This window comes from Pseudarthrobacter sp. lyk4-40-TYG-27 (assembly GCF_030209295.1).
In the GTDB taxonomy this organism is placed as follows: domain Bacteria; phylum Actinomycetota; class Actinomycetes; order Actinomycetales; family Micrococcaceae; genus Arthrobacter.
Map to the genome: position 1 here is coordinate 1 of NZ_JARVSH010000015.1, position 18,107 is coordinate 18,107.

Sequence of the window (18,107 nt, forward strand, 5' to 3'; positions counted from 1 at the left end):
ACCTGAAGCGGCGGCGGTTGCCTGGGTTTCTACTGTCATGATGACTCCTTTGTCTGCGTGCGTGTGATCTAGCGCGTGAACTGCCGGCGGAGGAAGGCCACGGCTGCGTCATGGATTTCGCTGCTGCGCGGCACTGCCCCGGACATCCAGTACGCGCCGTGGATGAGTCCTTCGATCCGGCGTGTTTCCGTTTCGGTGCCCGCTTCGGCCATGGCGGCTGCATAGGCTTCGGCCTCGTCGCGGGCCACCTCGTATTCGGTGGTGACCACGAGCGCCGGCGGCAGGCCCGCCAGTGATTCGGCCTTGGATGGCGTGGCCAGCGGGTTCTCAGCATCCTGCGGGGTGGAGAGGTAGCTCCCCCAGAACGAATCGAGGTCCGCGGCGGTGACGATGTAGCCCTCACCAAACTCGGCGCGAGAGCCGAGCCTTGCGTTGGCATCGATGATCGGGTAGATCAGGATTTGCCCGCTCAGGTGGGGGCCGCCGTCGTTCTTTGCGCGCTGAGCCGCCACGGCGGCGAGGTTCCCGCCCGCGCTGTCCCCCATCACCACAATCTTCGATGCATCACCGCCGTACTGTCCGATGTTGTCCGCAGCCCAATGGAGGGCGGCGTACGTGTCATTCGTCGCTGCCGGGAAAGGGTGCTCGGGTGCGAGCCGGTAGCTGGCGGCGACCACGATGACTCCGGCATCATTGGCCAGTGCCCGCATCGGTTCTTGCGCCACTGCAAGGTCGCCGCCAATGAAGCCGCCACCGTGGAAGTAGACCACCACCGGCAGCACCTCATCGGTCCGCGGGATGTAGATCCGGAGGGGCTGGTTGCCGCCGGGGCCCTCATAGGCCTCGTCTATCACCTTGGCGATGTCCTGGTGCGGCTTCTGAAGCCCCACGAAGGAACCCACTGCGCCACGTACCTGCTCCGGGGTCATGGAAGCGAAGGCCGGTGAACCCTGGAGTGCGTCGATGACTCCCTGTGCTGCTGCATCTACACTCATGTCAAAAGTCCTTTATATGGAGGCGGCTAGTTGGCGGTCGCGGGGACTTTGGCACCGTCCAGGACGAAACCTTCGTACCCGCCCTCGACGACGTCGGCGCAGATCTTCCGGTAGGTTGGCGCACCGCCGAGATAAACCAGGCATTTGCGCGGCTTCCCGGGGATGTTGGCGCCCATGTACCAGGAATCCGTGCCCGGCAGCAGGGTGGCTGCGGCCAGTTCGTTGGCGTGCTGCACCCACTGCGCTTCGGAGGTTTCGTCCGGCTCGATCGCGTCGAGGTTGCGGTCCCGCAGGTACTGGATGGCATCGGTGGCGAAGTCCACGTGGTCCTCGATGGCGAGCGGCATGTTATACAGCACCGACGGGCTCTGCGGGCCGGTGATGAGGAAGAGGTTCGGGAACTCGCTGACTGAAATGCCCAAATAGGTCTGCGGGCCGTGGGCCCACTTCTCCTGCAGGGTGCGCCCGTTCCGGCCGACAATCCCCAAAGCCATCAGCGGCCCCGTCATGGCGTCGAACCCGGTGGCCAGGATGAGAACGTCGAATTCGTACTCGCCCTCAGAGGTCTTGACCCCGGTCCGGGTGACACTGTCGATCGGAGCCCGGCGGACATCAACCAGTGTGACGTTGTCCTGGTTGTAGACCTCGTAATAGTTTGTCTCCAGCGGCGGACGTTTTGTGCCGTAGGCGTAGCCCTTGGGTGCCAGGAGTTCGGCGACGGCGGGGTCGTTGACCCGTTCGTGGATACGTTCGCGGATGTAGTCCGAGATGGTGTCGTTGGCGTCCTTGTTGACCAGGATGTCCTGGTAGCTGTCGATGAACAGCCGGAACCCGCCGCGGTCCCACCGGTTGTCGAAGGTGGCTCGGCGTTCATCCGCCGTGACCGCCAGTGCGGAGGGCTGGACGTCGCTGTAGGGAACGCCGAGAAAGTGGTTGCGCGAGGCCTCACGGATGGCCGGGTAATTGGCCTTCACTTCGCTGATCTCCTGTGGATCGGCCGGACCGTTGCCGATGGGGGTGGCGTAGTTCGGCGTTCGCTGGAAGACGGTGAGGCTGCCTGCTTCCTTCGCGATTGCGGAGATGGCCTGGATCCCGGTGGACCCGGTTCCGACGATGCCCACCCGCTTGCCGGCAAAGTCAACCGGGGTGTGCGGCCAGTTACCGGTCAGGTAGACCTCGCCCTGAAAATCATCGATGCCCTGGAACTCCGGGGTCTTGGGCACGGACAGGTTACCGGCACCGGAAATGATGAAGCGGGCGCTAATGCTGGCGCCATCTTCAAACCCGACCTGCCAGTGCTTCTGCTGCTCGGACCAGACCATCGACGTGATCCGGGTGTTGAACTGGATGTCGCGGCGAAGGTCGAACCGGTCCGCGACGTGGTTAAGGTACCGCAGGATCTCAGGCTGCGCCGCGAACTTCTCGCTCCATTCCCACTCCTGCTGGAGTTCATCAGAGAAAGAGTACGAGTAGTGGATGCTTTCGATATCGCAACGGGCCCCCGGGTACCTGTTCCAGTACCAGGTGCCGCCGACGTCGGACGCAATGTCGAAGGCACGGACGGTGAGGCCCATCTGGTCACGGACTTTATGCAAGGCGTATAGGCCGGCGAAGCCCGCCCCCACGATGAGGACGTCGAGAACAGCATCGCCGGGAAAAGCCTCGGTCATGCTGCTGCCGGAAGTAGTTTGATTCTCCCTTGAATCCGCCATGAGTAGCTCCTGCTTGTATCGAATGGGACCTAATAGCTGGTGTTGCTCCAGCATGGCTGCGGACACCTACCCGGACACGGGGGAAACCACCCCCCTGACTACCTGTATTGTGTTTGGAGTCACACGGGAATCGCTGCCAACCGTGTATGACGGGCGAAATGGATGAAGTGGACCCCCAATGACTAACGGTATTTTGAGACGCGGTGCCGGAGGCGCGTCTTCCATGACGAGCTTCGTAGGCCGGCGACGCGAGCTCGCCGACGCGAAGGCCCGAATGGCAGAATCCAGGTTGGTCACGCTCACAGGACCGGGCGGAGTGGGGAAAACCAGGCTGGCACTGGAACTGGCGGACCGCTCTCGGAAGGCGTTCCGCGATGGAGTCTGGGACGTTGGGCTGGCGAGCCTCGAGGACGAGGCGAGCGTGGCGTCGGTGATACTCGGAGCCCTTTCGGTGCCGGACCAATCCGCCCGTCCCGCCGTCGAGAAGCTGCTGGACTACCTCCGCGAGCGTGAACTCCTGGTGGTCCTGGACAACTGCGAACACCTCCTCCAGGCCGCCGCCGAACTGACGGCACGGATCCTGCAGGAGGCCCAGGGGGTCCGGATCATCGCCACCAGCCGCGAACCGCTCGGAATCGCCGGGGAACGGGTATGCCTGATTCCGCCGCTGGCTGTCCCGTCACCCGCCGAGGAACACACCCTGGAGAGCCTGGAGCAGTTCGAAGCGGTGAATCTGTTGATTGACCGGGCGCGGAGCATCATTCCGGACTTCGCCGTCACGGCTGAAAATGCCCCGGCCGTGGTCCAGTTGTGCAGCAGCCTGGACGGGATACCGCTGGCCATCGAACTGGCTGCGGCACGGCTGCGTTCCCTCTCGGTGACCCAGATGGTGGAGCGGCTGGAGCGGAGATTCCAGCTGTTCACTGGCGGAGACCGGGCAGGGCTTCCTCGCCAGCAGACCCTGCGGGCGCTCGTGGACTGGAGCTACGAACTCTGCAACCCGGCCGAACAGTTGCTCTGGGCCCGGTTGTCGGTGTTTCCGGGAAGCTTTGACCTGGAAAGCGCCGAGCGGGTGTGCGGCTTCGGCGAGCTAGACCCGTTGGAGGTCATCGACGTGCTGGACAGGCTCGTGGCCAAGTCGATCGTCCTCATCCAGCGCACCGGTGAGCATGTCCGCTACCGCCAGCTGATGACCATGCGAGAATACGGCGGTGAACTGCTGGCCAGGGGAGGCGGGTATCCGCTCCTGAAGCGGCGGCAGCGCGACTACTACCTTCAAAGGTCCGCTGACATGGTGGCCGGCTGGTGTGGTCCGACACAGGCCAGGGCGCTTGCCGCCATGCGGGACGATCACGCGAACCTGATCTCCGCCTTGGAGTGGTCGGTCAACAGTCCGGAAGAGCAGCCCGCCGCGGCCGGACTGGCGTCCCTATTGCGGTACCACTGGATCGCCGGAGGATTCCTCAGCGTGGGACGGCGGTGGCTGGACCGCATCCTGACTCAACCCGGAGATCACAGCCCTGAGCGCGGTGCTGCCCAGTGGGTGGCGGCCTGGGTGGCTCTCATCCAGGGTGACCGTGACGCTGCCGCGGCCTACCTTGACGCCTGTGAGGAGACTGCTGCCGCACTGAACGACGGCGTCCTGGCAGCGCATGCTTCCCACTGGCGCGCCCTTCACCGCTACTTCAGCGGCAACCTGGCAGAGTCTGTACCCCTTTACGAATCAGCCATCGCCGCCCAGCGAAAGGCAGGCGATACAGCCTCCGTCCTGACGGCCCTGTTCCAGCTGGCCCTCGCACAGGCATACGGCGATGTGAACGACGGGTTGGCCACCTGCCGGCAGTCCATGGAGCTCAGCAGCCGCCACGGCGAACGCTGGAGCCATGCCTATTCGCTCTGGGTTTCCGGGCTGTGCCATTGGCGCCTGGGACAGTACGCAGAGGCCAGGCAGGCGGCCCTTGAAGCCCTGCAGATCCAGCAGGAATTCAAGGACGCCATCTGTACTGCCCTGTCCATTGAACTGCTGTCATGGACGGCCGTGTCCGAGTCGCAGTTTGAGCTGGCGGCGGAGTTGGGGAATGCCGCTTCCGGTGTCTGGACCGGCCTGGGCACCACCATCGACGCCTTCGGGCCACACCTGAAAGCCGATTCCCTGCGTGCCAGCGCGGCTGTCCGAAAGCATCTGAGCCCGCGGCGACTGGCGGAACTTGCGGCGACTCGCCCCCGCGTCACCAAAGTGGACGCCATCTCGCTGGCTCTCGGGTCGCCGTCGGCGGCGGCCCCGGACGAAACGAAATCACCCCTCACACCCCGCGAAAGTGAGGTGGCCAGGCTCGTGGGCGAGGGCCTCAGTAACCGGTCAATCGCCCAGACCCTGGTGATTTCCCCCCGCACGGTGGACGGCCATGTCGAAAACATTCTGGGGAAACTGGGTTTCAATTCTCGCGCCCAGATCGCAGCGTGGGAAGCAAGCCAGATGCGTGGCAAGCACCACGCGTCCTGACCGCACCCTGTCCGGATTCCACGGGGAATGCGGCCCCCGCAGGAAGTCAGGTATAGGGCTAGGCAATCCCACCCTCCTTTGCCCGTGCCGCAGACGCCAGCTTTAAAGGGAGAAGTTCCCCACCCATCAAGGACAGCGACATGAAGCGCATATCAGCACCAAGGATCCGGCACGAGAGTGCCCTCGCCCATCTTGCCGGAAGCGGCGCCTTCCGGCCCGCGCATGCTGACAGCCTGGCTGCAGGCTTCTGGCCGGCCAGGGAAGCGCTGCCCTCCGGCACGTCCCGCGTCCATTCTTTGAGCCAACAGCCCGCCATGACCAGCTGGGACGACTGCCAGCTCTGGCCTGATTGCATCGAAATGACCGACCGGCGCCCGGGACCCCGGGCGCCGGTCGGTCATTTCGATGCGGCCACTGCCGGGCTCCTGGGATCCTGGGCCCTGATCGGCGTGCTGGTGGTGTCGCCGGCATGCGGGGCGGTCTGTGACTTCTTCGGCCGCCGCCGGCTGATGCTCGCGGGCATCGCCTGGTTCTCCTTGGGCATGTTCGCCACTGCCCTGGCCACGGACGTCACCGCCTTCGGCGCCCTCCGGTTTGCCGCCGGGCTGGGCCTGGGCGTCGTTATCGCCAGCGCCGGCGCCACGATGACCGAGTTCGCGCCCGCGGGACGGCGGCAGTTCTACAACGCGATCGTGTACTCCGGGGTCCCCGCGGGCGGTGTGCTGGCGTCCGTCCTGGGCATCGCCTTCCTGGAGAGCATCGGCTGGCGCGGTCTCTTCATCATTGGATCCTTGCCCCTCCTGGTCATCCTGCCCATTGCCTGGCGGAAGCTTCCGGAATCCCCGCGGTGGCTGCTGGCCCGGGGCCGGGAAGAGGCCCTGGCCGCCGCCTGGCGCACCGGGGTGCCGCTCGCCCAAGAGCAGGTGATCCGGGAGGCCGGCGCCGCACCACGGAAGTCCGGGTTTGCCGCCGTCTTTTCCCGCCAGTTCGCCGTGGCATCCATCCTGCTGAGCCTGATGTCCTTCTGCGGGCTCCTGCTGACGTACGGGCTCAACACCTGGCTGCCCAAGATCATGGAGGGCCACGGCTACGGCCGGACCTCCGCTCCTGTTCTTCCCGCTGGCCCTGAACCTCGGTGCCGTGGTGGGCGGACTGGTGGCCTCCCGGATGGCCGACCGGAAGGGACCGCAGAGGGTTATCGCTGCCACGTTTGCCCTCGCCACCATTTCCCTGGGATTGATGACGTTCAGCTTTCCCCTGCCGCTGCTCTTCACCTTCATCGCCACCGCGGGGGTGGGAACCCTGGGCACCCAGGTGCTGGTCTACGGTTTTCAGTCCAACTACTTCACCACCAATGCCCGGGCCGCCGGCGTCGCCTGGTGCGCCAGCGTGGGCCGGTTGGGCGGTGGCCCTGCTCGGCGGGGCCGTCACCGTCCTGGTGCCGCGCCAGCACAGGCTGGAGGAAGCCTTGCCCGTCGTTGAAGCGCCGCAAGATTACATCGAAAAAGTATCTAAGTAGGGCTCTTTATGGTTACTCTATGAATCAATGAGGCCGCGCCGCGCCTCCTCCGGCCAGTTGGAAAGGTGGCACCGGATGGATATCCGCCAGCTGAACTACTTTATCGCGGTCGCGGAGGAGCGGCATTTCGGCAGGGCGGCGAAGCGCCTGCACATGGCGCAGCCGCCGCTGTCCCAGCAGATCCGCCAGCTGGAAGACCAGCTGGGCGTCCAGCTCCTCAACCGCACCACCCGCCGGGTGGACCTGACGGCGGCGGGCCAGCTTCTGCTGGACCGGGGCCGCCAGATCGTCAACGACGTCGAGACGCTCCGCGCGGATGTCTACCAGGTGGGCAAGGGCGCCACCGGCGTCCTCCGGGTGGGGTTCTCCGGTTCGGCTACCTACGGTGTCATGCCCCGGATCGCGCGGCTCACCAAGCAGGTCCTTCCCGGCCTGTCGCTGGCGCTGAACGGAGAGATGCTGACGCCGTCCATGGAAGCGGGGCTGCGGAACGGGACCCTGGACGCGGCGCTGCTGCGTCCCCCCGTTGCCTCCGAGGAGATCGACTACCGTGTGGTCACCCAGGAACCACTCGTCGTCGCCCTTCCCTCCTTCAGTGCCCTGGCGGTGGACCGGCCCGTGGCCATGCACGAACTGCAGGACCAGGACTTCATCGCCTACGCACCGGAGTCAGTGCTGAACCGCATCACCTCGGACCTCTGCCGCCAGGCAGGCTTCCAGCCGCGGATCACGCAAGTGGTGGGTGAGACCTCCACCATGCTGGCGTTCGTGGCAGCGGGCGGCGGCATCGCCGTCATGCCCTCCAGTGTGCGCGCCTTCCAGCTCGAAGGCGTCGCATACAGGGAAATCGACAATGCTCCCCCGGTGGAACTCGCCGTCGCCTGGCTGCGCGGCCACCGCTCCGCGCTGCTGCAAAATTTCCTGGACGTCGTGGCCACGGCAACCTCTGACGCCGCCACCCCCGCTCCCGCTGATGAAAGGCACCTCCCATCATGAAGATCGCAGCCATCGAGGCGATCCCCTACTCGATCCCGTACCGCCACCCGCTCCACTTCGCCTCCGGCTCCGTGCACGAGGCCGACCACGTCCTGGTCCGCGTCCACACCGACGACGGTGTGGTGGGAACCGCAGACACCCCGCCCCGCCCGTACACCTACGGTGAGACGCAGAAGTCCATCGTCGCGGTGGTGCAGGACGTCTTCGCCCCGCAGCTGGTGGGCCTTGACGTCTTTGACCGGGAAAAGATCCAGGCCGTGATGGCCCGGACCATCCACAACCAGACGGCCAAGGGGGCGGTGGACATCGCCGTCTGGGACGTCATCGGCAAGACGCTGGGGCAGCCCGTGACCAAGCTGCTGGGCGGCTACACCGACTCGCTGCGCGTCTCCCACATGCTTGGCTTCAAACCCGCCGAGGAACTCCTGGCCTTGGCACTGGAGTTCCGGGAAACGTACGGCATCAACACCTTCAAGCTGAAGACCGGCCGCCGTCCGCTGAACCTGGACATCGAGGCCGCCAGGGTGCTGCGGGAAGGACTGGGCGGGGACGCCGAGCTGTACATGGACGCCAACCGCGGCTGGACAGCCAACGAGGCCGCCGATGTGCTGCGCCGCACCGCCGACCTCGGCCTGCAGTTCCTTGAGGAACCGGACGACGCCCGCGAGGTCCTGGGCCGCCGACGGCTGGTCACCAACTCCCCCATCCCCATTGCCGCGGACGAATCCGCCGCCAACCTCGGCGAGGCGGCCCGCGAAATCCTCACCGGCGGGGCCAACCTGCTGTCCGTCAAGACCGCCCGGTCCGGCTTCACCGAAGCCGCCAAGATCGTTGGCATGGCCGAGGGCATGGGCATCGACGTCTACATCGGCAACCAGATCGACACGCAGGTGGGCACCGTGGCCTCCGTGGTGTTCGGCGCAGCCTTCGCCCACACGGCCAAGCGTGCGGCGGAGCTGTCCAACTACCTCGACATGACCGATGACCTGCTGGCCCAGCCGCTGGCCATCACCGGCGGGCGGATCCACGTTCCCGAAGGCCCCGGCGCCGGCACCGACGTGGACGAGGACAAACTCGCCCACTACCGCACCGACTGACACCCTTCCCTTCCAATTCCACCGAGAGGTCACCATGAAGTACCTGGTCCACATGGACGTCAACCTGCCCGCCGGCATGCCCGCCGAAGAAGCCGCAGCAATCAAGGCCACGGAAAAGGCCTACTCCCAGGAACTGCAGCGCTCCGGCAAATGGCCCGAAATCTGGCGCGTGGTGGGCGAATACGCCAACTACTCCATCTTCGACGTCGAATCGAACGACGAACTGCACGGCATCCTGCAGGGCCTTCCCCTGTTCCCGTACATGGACATCACCGTGGTCCCGCTGGCCAAGCACCCCTCGGACGTGAAGTAGCCGGCTCAGTCCTTGGCCCGGAACGCCGCCGCGAGTTCGCTGCGTGACCGGATTCCCATCTTCCGGTACAGCCGCGTGAGGTGGTACTGCACCGTCTTTTCGGCCCGGAACAGGGCCCGGACCGCCTCCTTGTTGGTTGCCCCCGCAGCCACCAGCTCGGCCACGGCCTGTTCCTGGGCGGTGAGCTGTTGATGGTGGCTTCCCACCGAAGAAAGCACCGGGTCCGCCGGGTCCGGCCCGCGGGCCCCCGCCGGAGCCTTCGCGACCTGGCCTGTCGTATGTCTCCAACGGTGCCATCGGGCTTATTCTCGCGGCGTCCGGGCCCATCGCCGTCACCCTGGCCGTCGGAACGGCCGGTGGCCTGACCCAGGGCCAGCTGTCATCCTGGCTTTTTTTGGCATCCTCCTTTCCGGCGGAGCCGCCACGCGGCTGATGTCGCTGATTTACCGGCAGCCACTGGGCTTCGCGTGGTCCATCCCCGGCACGGTACTCCTGGGACCCTCCCTGCAGCACTTGTCCTTTCCCGAAGTCGTGGGCGCCTTTTTCACCTCCGGCGTGCGGATCCTCGCACTGGGTGCCGCCGGCGTGGTGCGCAAAGCCATGGCGCTGGTGCCCATACCGCTCGTGATGGCCATGGTGGCTGCGGTGTTCCTGAACTTCGGCACGGACATCGTTGCCTCCACCCAGGACAACCCTGCGGTGGCAGCTCCGATGGTGGCTGCGTTCCTGGCCCTCACCGCAATTCCCAGGTTTGGCAGGCTCCTGCCGCCGGTCCTAGGCACCCTGGTGGCGGGCTGCATCGCGGTGGCGGCCAGGGGCCAGTTCAAGCTGCTGCCCGGCGGACCGCTTCTGGCCACCCCAGTGTTCACCGCCCCTGAATTCACGTGGGCCGCCCAGCTTGAACTGGTGGTTCCGCTGGCCATCAGCGTGCTGTTCGTGCAAAACGGCCAGGGCATCGCCGTCCTCCGCGCCGCCGGCCATCAGCCGCCCGTGAACGCCTTCGCCATGGCCTCCGGTGCGTTCTCATGCTGAACGCAGGCGTCGGAGCGGTCTCGGCGTGCGTGACAGGTCCAATGAACGCCCTGTTGACCTCGTCCGGGAAGAGGGAGCGTCAATACACGGCCGCCGTGGCGTACGGCCTGCTGGCCCTGGTGTTCGCAGCGTTTGCCCCCACCCTGACCCGGCTGATGCTGGCCGCTCCCAAGGAATTCGTCCTGGCACTGGGTGGCATCGCGATGCTGCGGGCCCTTCAGCAGGCCTTCGTCACGGCCTTCTCAACCAGCCTCACCCTGGGCTCCCTGGTCACGTTCGTGGTGACCATCTCCGGAATGAACCTCTTGAAAATCCATGCAGCCTTCTGGGGCCTGGTGATTGGCTACGGAGTGTGCAGGCTTCTTGAGCATAGGGACCATTTGGGCCCCTAACTCGGCCAACCTGCAGCATCATCCGCGTACAGGCCCGTCGTCCATCAACTCCTCCTCCCACAAGGCCTGGCCCTGAATGCGGAGCAGCTGGAGCATCGCGGCAAAACGCGGCTAATGTTGATGCCGGGGCACTCACTCAGTTCAATCAACGACTTTGCGCCGCCCGCCGTGACACGGTGATCGAAAAGACCCGGAGGTTCGGCTCCAACACCGTTGGGGCCGAGGCGGCTGCCAGTAGGCCTGGATCTGGGGCGGCAAGAACCGGTGAACAGAAAGCTAATGGAGTTCCGGCGTTAGATGGCGTCGTTTTGTGTCGCTTCGTGTCGGTAGTTCCCGATGACCAACACCCTTGCTGCTGCTTACAGGACATCATCGGTGATGGTTCCGAGCTGGTTGGTTTTGAGGACGCGGATAATCTTCGGCACAAGCCGTTCGGCGATCCGGTAGTAGCCTCCAAAACAAAGAGGGCTCTCCCCGGCTCGAGGGTGCGGCATCGATGCGAGAAGCCGAGACGCGATCGCAGAACGCCGCCGCTTACCGGCAAAATTCACAACACAGAGCGCCCGGTCGTGCCGTTCCGCGGGACATCCGCGGAAGCAAAAGGGCAACCCCGCCCGCAGGCATCAAGGACGACCAGTTTGGGCACACCCCAACCTGACGTCAGGCAACCAAGATATGAGCGTCAGGATAGGACCCTGATGAGACTTTCGACACACCAGGACGAAGGGTTCTTAGAGTCCAACCGGACGGTCGTGCTGTCACCCCTCCTGCCCAGGGCCTGCCCATCCCGGGCCCTCACTCCCCGCCTTCTGCAACTTCCGGTTCCGGTTCCGTCCATTCGAGAGCAGCGACGAGATGCCCCTCGTCAGGAAGCGCCTTCTGTTCGGCTGGCGGTAATTTGTCATAGGTATAGGCGGCTACGGCCATCGGAGAAGTTGATCGTCCGAGGCTGTACCGGACGCTGCGGTCGTTCTTGGTGCCGCAGATGAGAATGCCGATGGTCTCGTTGTGGTGGTCGCGGCGAAGCACGTCATCGACCAGGGCGACGTAGAAGTTCAGTTTGCCGGCGTATTCGGGCTGGAACTTTCCCGTTTTGAGCTCGATGACGACATAGCCCGTTAACCGAACTAACTGTGGGGGAAATAAGCTCCCTCCCTCTTCATCTATTTCTCTTGCCGCCTGGCGAGGTCCTCAACGGGAGTCGCCTGTAAAACCGAGGACGCCGGGTCCGTGGTCGCGTCGTCCTGGTACAAAATCCGCTCGCTGGCACTGAGTGCTTTTATCTCCTCTCGGAAGCTCTCAAAGCGAGGGACGTTGTTTGTGCTGAGGTCCCCGAGCTCGAAATCGCGGGTGATCGTCGATAGTCGAGGGCGGATCTCATCCCCGACTGGCGAGGCGTCGAGAGCGGAGTCGAGTTCACGGATCAACTTCTTGGCGTCATGCTTCCTCATACCTTGCGGATGATTGCGCAGGAAGTTGTTCACTGCCCGCTTCATTCGATCATCGCTGCGGTTTCTGTCTTCTTCGGCCGACGCATCATCTAGACGCTCAGCAAGGAAGCTCAGAAGGGCCGCGAATCGCTTCCGGAGTTCCTCCGCGCCTTGAGCATTGGGAGAGACCGCTAGGAGCGAGATAACTTCTCGCGCTAGCCCAGCCTTCTCTATGTGTTCTTCTGGGAATGCACCTGTATATGCCTCTTCCAACGCGTCCCAGAGGCGGCCGCCGGTCTCCAAAAGATTCTTCCGGATGCCTTCTGGCGTGAAGGACTGCGCGTCCTGCTCCTGAAGATCCTCGAAACGAGCCAGGTAGTTCAGCGCAGCCCGGTGTGCTATTTCAACCGGAAGAAGATCTTCGATCTCCAGAACACCTACCCCGTCCTCGAACTCCAAGCCAGACTGCGCTGCCCACGTATCGAGGCGAACTATGTATTCATCGCGAAGCACGCGCTTCCGTCGTGCTTCCCCGCGTCGAAGCACGTTCTCGGCTATCAGGCCTGATTTGTCACCGTCCAGGAGCGCAACACAAGGGGGTTTGATCACATCCCGTCCCCTCGCCAAATAGGCCATGTACGGAACACTGTCCGCGCCTCCGCAGGCTACGACCGTGACCTCATTCAAATCCAGAACCCCGGCAGTACTCTGTTCCCTTTTCGCGATGTGCGCTGAAATGCCGGCCAGTAGTATTTGATCCCCTGGGCCTTCAACAAAGAGATTCTTGCCGCCTATGAACGTGGTCTCCGCAAGATTGGTTCCGATTGAAGAACGCAAAGGTTCGTACCGGTTGTTGGCTGCGTCGCGGACCACACGCGTTCCCTCGTCTTCGGAGCCCTTGTCCAGCACTCTGATCCTGTGAGGCGCATTCTTGTCAATCAAGAACGGTGAATGCGTCACGTACACAACTTGACTTTGCTGTCCATCATCCTCGGGCAGAGCGTAGTCGTGCAGCACCCGCAGGAGGTCCTGTTGGCCGACGCTTGATAGGAAAGCATCCGGCTCATCCAAGAGGAGTATGTCTGGTTTGCCGTTCGTCAGCCGGTGGGCAGTGAGCTGCACGAAATAGCTCAGGAAGAAACGAAGTCCTTGGCTCCTTTCTCCAAAGGAATACTTCGACCCGGTCCGGTCCAAAATTGTGAAGGCTAGCTCGTATTCCCGCGCCTCAACGAGAAGCTCGAAGTCGCGGTCCTGTGACCACCAGCGCTGGACGTTGAGGTTCTCCTTGATTGCGGAGTTCATTGCCCCAATGATTGCCTCCACCTGGCCTTCGCGCCCGGACTTGATTGCCTCTTGCAACTCGGCGAACGCCTGTCGATCTATACCGGCGGCATCGATGAGTAACTGGCGTGCCAGCTCAAATTCCGCCCTGCGTCGCACTTCGGCTTCAACACTGGCGGGATCAGTACCTTCAACAAGCGCCGGCTGAACGGCTTCTCCAGCTGCTTGAGCCGTCGGTGCAACGAGGCTTCCCAAGCGTTCCAATATGTCGGTACGGGTTTTTCTGAGGTGTAGCGGACTGTGAGGCTGTCCGGCGAGTTCGGCTATGGAGACACTGTTCGGAATGGCCAGGTCAGTCCTCAGCTCGTGATACGAAGGGAGGACTGCTTCTAGGCGAGCAAGTTCGTCTGCATTTAGCGGAGTCTTCTCACCATTGACTAGCAGGAACGGCTCCCCCGCTCCCGGACGGTAGAAGCTGAATTCTGGGGCTCCGTCGAGGGCGCTGATGTCTGCTCGATCTTCCGTCGGATCGAGTTCGAAAGTACAGCCAAACTCAGGCAACCTGAGCTCGTTGGTCTTCACTGAATACAACTCGCTGTACCGACAAAAGTCTGAGCGATCGATTGGGGTACCAGTCAGGGCAGCCTTTATGGCAGTCAGCAACTGGCTCTTGCCAGACTCGTTGGCACCAACTATTGCCGTAATTTCCGGATCCAAAGGTATCCGAACGAAGGGATACCACGCTGGATCGGTGTCCTCCCACGGTGCTGGCAGGTTTTTGAACCGCGACTTCAGTTCGTAGTCGTAGTTGAACGAGCGAAAGAACCGGACATCCAGCCTCTTTAACTTCATGATCTCCCCCAGACACCGCGTTTTTCGAGTCATTACCTTTAATGGGAGCTTAGGGCATTCGGCCGACAACATCCGGACCATGTTGCTACAGGGCTACCTCCCGGGGGCTGGAGGCGCTGCGCATTATGATGACGCCTATGCCTGAAACAACAGACCGCAAACCAATGAAACTCTGGCTTCTGTTGTGCATAGGCTTCGCGGGATCCCTGCTTCTCATGGGTCTGCTCATGTGGGCTTTCGCGGCATACACCACAGGGAATACAAATCCCTGGAACCATGAACCTCCACTAAACCAAGACGAACAATTCGGTGTCATACGAAATGCCGTGACAGCCGCCGCTGCCCTGGGTATCGGCGTTACGCTCGTCCTGTCCTATCGACGACAGCGAACAGCCGAACGCAACCAAGAGACAGTGACCAATACCCAACGCACGGCGGCGGAGGCCCAAAAGACGGCAGCTGAGGCTCTTGCTTTGAGTACTCGTCAACACGAACTCGAATTGGAGCGGCGAAAGGACGCTTTCGTCTCCGAACTGCGCTCCAGGTACTCAACCGCAGCAGAACAACTGGGGGCTTCTTCAGTCGCAGTTCAACTTGCAGGGGTCTATGCAATGGCAACGCTTGCGGACGAATGGTCAGAGCAGGGATCGCGGTCGGACAGGCAGACCTGCATTGAGTTGCTGACCGGCTACTACAGGATGCTGGACGAAGAAGTTCAAACTCGAGGTGAAGACCTCAGCCGTCCCATCCGAACGGCCATTTGGGAGTCGCTCTCGGAGCGTTTCCACGAGGACTCCGGGCATGGGGGGCCTTGGGCACAGGCATCGCTCACCTTGTCGGGAACAAGACTAACTGGGCGAAAGATCAGCGGGATCGATGTTGATGCTTACTTTGATTTCTCGCATTGCTCTACGGATGAAGCTCGATTCGACATCATCAATACCGCAGTTCACTCAGGCGGGCTCAAATTTGTCGGGCTGAGGGCCGAACTGGTTGAGTTTCGGGACTGCTCATTCCTTGGCGGCACACTAGATATGACTTTCACTTCGGCGAGCAAAGGTATCCGCTTCATCGGATGCGAATTTTCGGGCAGTCACATCATCCTGGACTACGCGGCAGCAGATGCAAATGTCGAATTCGTAAATTGCGTATTCACGGATATGCCGCAACCTTTGCGGCGACTCTTCAGTGCAAAAAAACTCAAGTTCGTTGACTGTCTGATCAGAACGCTCGTTATCGACGACAAGACGTCCCGGACCCTGGCCCGTCACGAACGAATCGTTCGCGGATGCACGTACGAAAACGATGTCCCGAAAATCCAGCCGTATTCGCTGTCAAAGGAAGAACTCATGCATTTGGAGGAACGCGAGAGGGCTGCACGAGAACGCTTCGGTAGGAGCAGCGAACTGGAAGCGCCTGAAGTGAGTACTTGGGCTTGATACTAGGCGTTCCCCAGACGGTGGAGCAGTTCAGCATCATGGCTTAGGACAAAATCGAACCCCTCGGCGATTATCCGACGCCGCGATGCGTGCGATTCTGCGCTCTGCCGGCCTGCATCGTCATGTTGTCTCGGCTGTCCCTCGCAATCCGGGTCGTCGCCTTGAGCGGGATGCTTTATGGCCATTCCTCATGAGTCATCTGTTCCAGCCTGCTGACTGCCAAGTCACTTCGACGTAGCCTGTCGTAGTGGCCAACATTGTCACTCGGCCCCGCTCGGATGGAACCACGGCTTTTACGGTTCGGTGGCGGGACTATAAGACCCATCACCAACATCGCGCGACTCTGAGGTCAGAGGAAGAAGCCCTCAGCCTGGTTCAGTACCTCGATAACGGCGGGCGGATGCCCGCGTTGCCTCAGCCCGCCAACCATCTGGGGAAGCCGGGCATTCCCACGGTAGCTGACGTGGTCCAGGAACACATCGACCTTCTGGTCCGTCCCTCCCCCGGAACTATCGGGACGTACCAGCGAATTCTCGACTTACACATTCGGAACACGATCGGGCACATTCCCGTTGACGAATTCGGATACAGGGAAGTCACGTGCTGGATCAAGGGCCTTATGGTCCATGAAGTCGCGCCTAAAAGCATTCACAACATGCACGGTCTTCTGTCTGCTGCAATGAAGACGGCCGAACTGCTCGAGTACGTCTCCCGCAACCCCTGCCGCGGCGTTCCCCTCCCCACAGTTGAAAGGGCAGAGGACGACGTCATGTTCCTCACTCATGCCGAGTTCGGCCTGCTCATTGAAGGCATCCACGAGCCGTATAAAACCTTTGCTCAATTCCTGGTCATGACAGGGGCGAGATTTGGCGAAGCGACGGCACTCAGGGTCACCGACATCGATCTCCTCTCCAAGCCGGCGACCGCACGAATCAACAAGGCGTGGAAACGCGATGGACAGTCTCGCTACTACATCGGGCCGACCAAGACTTGTGCAGGAAAGCGCACCATCGGGCTCAATCCCACCCTGGTGGAGCTACTCATCCCCCTTGTTGCAGGCCGGTCGGGCGACGGGCTGCTGTTCGCCACGGCCCACGGCCGCCGCATCTCGCACAAACCGTTCTGGCAGCATCATTGGGTTCCAGCAGTCCAAGCCGCCTGCTCCCGGGGCTTGACAAAGTCGCCACGAATCCACGACCTGCGGCATACCCATGCCTCGTGGCTCATCCAGGACGGGGCAATTTCACTTTTCGCAATTTCCCGCCGGTTGGGCCATGCATCCGTGCGAACCACTGAGCAGGTCTACGGGCACCTCATGCCCCAGGCGCTCCAGGATGGCGCAGACGCCACGGAACGGTCCGTCCGGGGATTTATCTCATAGCGTTGGGTTCCCGTTTTGGTCCTCGCTACCGGCGTTCGGTACCGTTCCTTGCTCGAGTGCTGCAGTAATTGCTTCCGGTGATGGCAGTGCCGCCCGCTCCTCCGGTGGAAGGGAGTCGTAGGTGTAGGAACTAACTGCAACGGGCTGGGATGAGCCGTCCAGCGCGTAGCGGACTGTTGGCTCATGTTTGGAGCCGCACACGAGTATGCCCACCGTGGGGGCCATGCCTGGAAACTTCACTAGGTCGTTGACGGCCGCCACGTAGAAGTTCAATTGTCCCAAGTGTTCGGGCCTGAATTTGCCGGACTTCAGCTCCACAACGACAAAACGGTTGGTCGGCACGTGTACAAGGAGAAGGTCGATGTAGAAGTCCTCACCTTGGACATCAAGGTGGAATTGCCGGCCATAGAAGGCGAAGCCTCGGCCGAACTCAGCCAATGTCTGGGACATCCGCTGGGTCATGGCCTCCTCCATGGCAAGTTCTTCGACTTCCTTGGTCAGACCGAGGAAGTCGAAGACCAAGGGATCCTTGGCTACACTGCGCGCCAGTGCTGCCCCATCCTCCGAGAGGCGTTCTTCGAGGTTGTTCGGTGCAGCACCAGCTCTGCGATGAAGTCCTGTCGTGATTTGGTGCTCGAGGACTTCAAGCCTCCAGTTGTGTTCACCTGCTCGTTCCGCGTACCAATTGCGGATCTCGGGGTCTTTCAGTTTGAGCAGTTCGATGATGTGGCCCCAAGGCAGGCCGCCAACCCGAGCCTGGTCTGCAGGGTCGGATAGGTCCCAGGCTGCTGCGAATGCACGCATGTAGAAGAGGTTTGAACGAGAGAATCCACGCATGTGGGGAAACGCTGATTTCAGGTCTGCTGCTAGTCGCTGCAGCACCTTGGTTCCCCAGGGCTGGGCTGCCTGCCGTTGGATGATTGTGGACCCGATTTCCCAGTACATCTGGACCATGGCATTGCTTGCGGCCTGCTGAGCGCGTAACTGTGCCGAGCTGACGAGTTCCTTGAGGGAAACGAGGATGCCGGCATAGCTGTTGGGCAGTTCAGGTTCTATCTGGGGCACGCCCCCACCTTAGTCGTTGGAGCCGACAGGGCCCTCTCAGGACGGCCTTCGCCTTAATAGTCCAAAGAACTTTGGACAATTAAGAACCCGATCCAGCGCG

General features: G+C 62.3%; 14 protein-coding genes and 1 pseudogene. 9 read left to right on the forward strand and 6 right to left on the reverse strand.

Translation table 11 applies throughout. The annotated features are described in order from the left end of the window. Window positions 1-68: 68 nt before the first annotated feature. Window positions 69-995 (reverse strand): alpha/beta hydrolase, encoded by a 927-nt coding sequence (locus QRM96_RS19730; protein ID WP_285320660.1) that lies wholly within the window; start codon window positions 993-995, stop codon window positions 69-71. Window positions 996-1,021: 26 nt separating this feature from the next. After that, the gene (locus QRM96_RS19735) at window positions 1,022-2,707 is read right to left on the reverse strand and encodes a flavin-containing monooxygenase (RefSeq protein ID WP_285320661.1); all 1,686 of its coding nucleotides are present in this window, start codon (window positions 2,705-2,707) and stop codon (window positions 1,022-1,024) included. 223 nt (window positions 2,708-2,930) lie between these two features. Between QRM96_RS19735 and QRM96_RS19740 the strand changes: the two genes are divergently transcribed. The 5 genes from QRM96_RS19740 (at window position 2,931) to catC (ending at window position 9,135) form a co-directional block, all read left to right on the forward strand. Continuing rightward, the gene (locus tag QRM96_RS19740; RefSeq protein ID WP_285320662.1) at window positions 2,931-5,210 is read left to right on the forward strand and encodes an ATP-binding protein; all 2,280 of its coding nucleotides are present in this window, start codon (window positions 2,931-2,933) and stop codon (window positions 5,208-5,210) included. A gap of 140 nt (window positions 5,211-5,350) precedes the next feature. Continuing rightward, window positions 5,351-6,760 carry an MFS transporter gene (locus QRM96_RS19745; protein WP_285320663.1) on the forward strand — a complete coding sequence of 470 codons (1,410 nt, stop codon included), beginning with the start codon at window positions 5,351-5,353 and terminating at the stop codon, window positions 6,758-6,760. 44 nt (window positions 6,761-6,804) lie between these two features. Beyond that, the gene (locus tag QRM96_RS19750; RefSeq protein ID WP_285320664.1) at window positions 6,805-7,725 is read left to right on the forward strand and encodes a LysR substrate-binding domain-containing protein; all 921 of its coding nucleotides are present in this window, start codon (window positions 6,805-6,807) and stop codon (window positions 7,723-7,725) included. After that, the gene (locus QRM96_RS19755) at window positions 7,722-8,822 is read left to right on the forward strand and encodes a mandelate racemase/muconate lactonizing enzyme family protein (RefSeq protein ID WP_285320665.1); all 1,101 of its coding nucleotides are present in this window, start codon (window positions 7,722-7,724) and stop codon (window positions 8,820-8,822) included. The genes QRM96_RS19750 and QRM96_RS19755 overlap by 4 nt, the downstream gene beginning before the upstream one ends. Window positions 8,823-8,856: 34 nt before the next feature. Next, window positions 8,857-9,135, forward strand: coding sequence for a muconolactone Delta-isomerase (catC, locus tag QRM96_RS19760; protein ID WP_275180556.1), 279 nt, complete (start codon window positions 8,857-8,859; stop codon window positions 9,133-9,135). A 5-nt stretch (window positions 9,136-9,140) separates the two neighbouring features. Here the strand turns inward: catC and QRM96_RS19765 are convergent, their stop codons facing one another. Beyond that, window positions 9,141-9,341, reverse strand: coding sequence for a response regulator transcription factor (locus tag QRM96_RS19765; protein WP_285320666.1), 201 nt, complete (start codon window positions 9,339-9,341; stop codon window positions 9,141-9,143). A gap of 226 nt (window positions 9,342-9,567) precedes the next feature. On the opposite strand from QRM96_RS19765, the gene QRM96_RS19770 reads away from it, so the two are divergent. After that, window positions 9,568-10,167, forward strand: a complete 600-nt coding sequence (locus QRM96_RS19770) for a benzoate/H(+) symporter BenE family transporter (RefSeq protein ID WP_285320667.1) — start codon at window positions 9,568-9,570, stop codon at window positions 10,165-10,167. Beyond that, window positions 10,161-10,559, forward strand: a complete 399-nt coding sequence (locus QRM96_RS19775) for a benzoate/H(+) symporter BenE family transporter (RefSeq protein WP_502934909.1) — start codon at window positions 10,161-10,163, stop codon at window positions 10,557-10,559. The genes QRM96_RS19770 and QRM96_RS19775 overlap by 7 nt, the downstream gene beginning before the upstream one ends. Window positions 10,560-11,354: 795 nt before the next feature. On the opposite strand, the pseudogene QRM96_RS19780 reads toward QRM96_RS19775, so the two are convergent. After that, window positions 11,355-11,672: pseudogene (locus QRM96_RS19780) on the reverse strand (PDDEXK nuclease domain-containing protein); the annotation flags it as partial. Between the two features lie 50 nt (window positions 11,673-11,722). Next, window positions 11,723-14,155, reverse strand: coding sequence for an ATP-dependent nuclease (locus QRM96_RS19785; protein WP_285320669.1), 2,433 nt, complete (start codon window positions 14,153-14,155; stop codon window positions 11,723-11,725). A gap of 104 nt (window positions 14,156-14,259) precedes the next feature. Between QRM96_RS19785 and QRM96_RS19790 the strand changes: the two genes are divergently transcribed. Both QRM96_RS19790 and QRM96_RS19795 read left to right on the forward strand, forming a co-directional pair. Beyond that, window positions 14,260-15,561, forward strand: coding sequence for a hypothetical protein (locus QRM96_RS19790; protein ID WP_285320670.1), 1,302 nt, complete (start codon window positions 14,260-14,262; stop codon window positions 15,559-15,561). Window positions 15,562-15,808: 247 nt separating this feature from the next. Then, the gene (locus QRM96_RS19795) at window positions 15,809-16,942 is read left to right on the forward strand and encodes a tyrosine-type recombinase/integrase (RefSeq protein WP_285320671.1); all 1,134 of its coding nucleotides are present in this window, start codon (window positions 15,809-15,811) and stop codon (window positions 16,940-16,942) included. On the opposite strand, the gene QRM96_RS19800 is transcribed toward QRM96_RS19795, so the two are convergent. Further along, window positions 16,937-18,007: a PDDEXK nuclease domain-containing protein gene (locus QRM96_RS19800; RefSeq protein WP_285320672.1), complete on the reverse strand. Its 1,071-nt coding sequence runs from the start codon at window positions 18,005-18,007 to the stop codon at window positions 16,937-16,939. The two genes, QRM96_RS19795 and QRM96_RS19800, sit on opposite strands and share 6 nt — an antisense overlap. Between the last annotated feature and the right edge of the window lie 100 nt (window positions 18,008-18,107).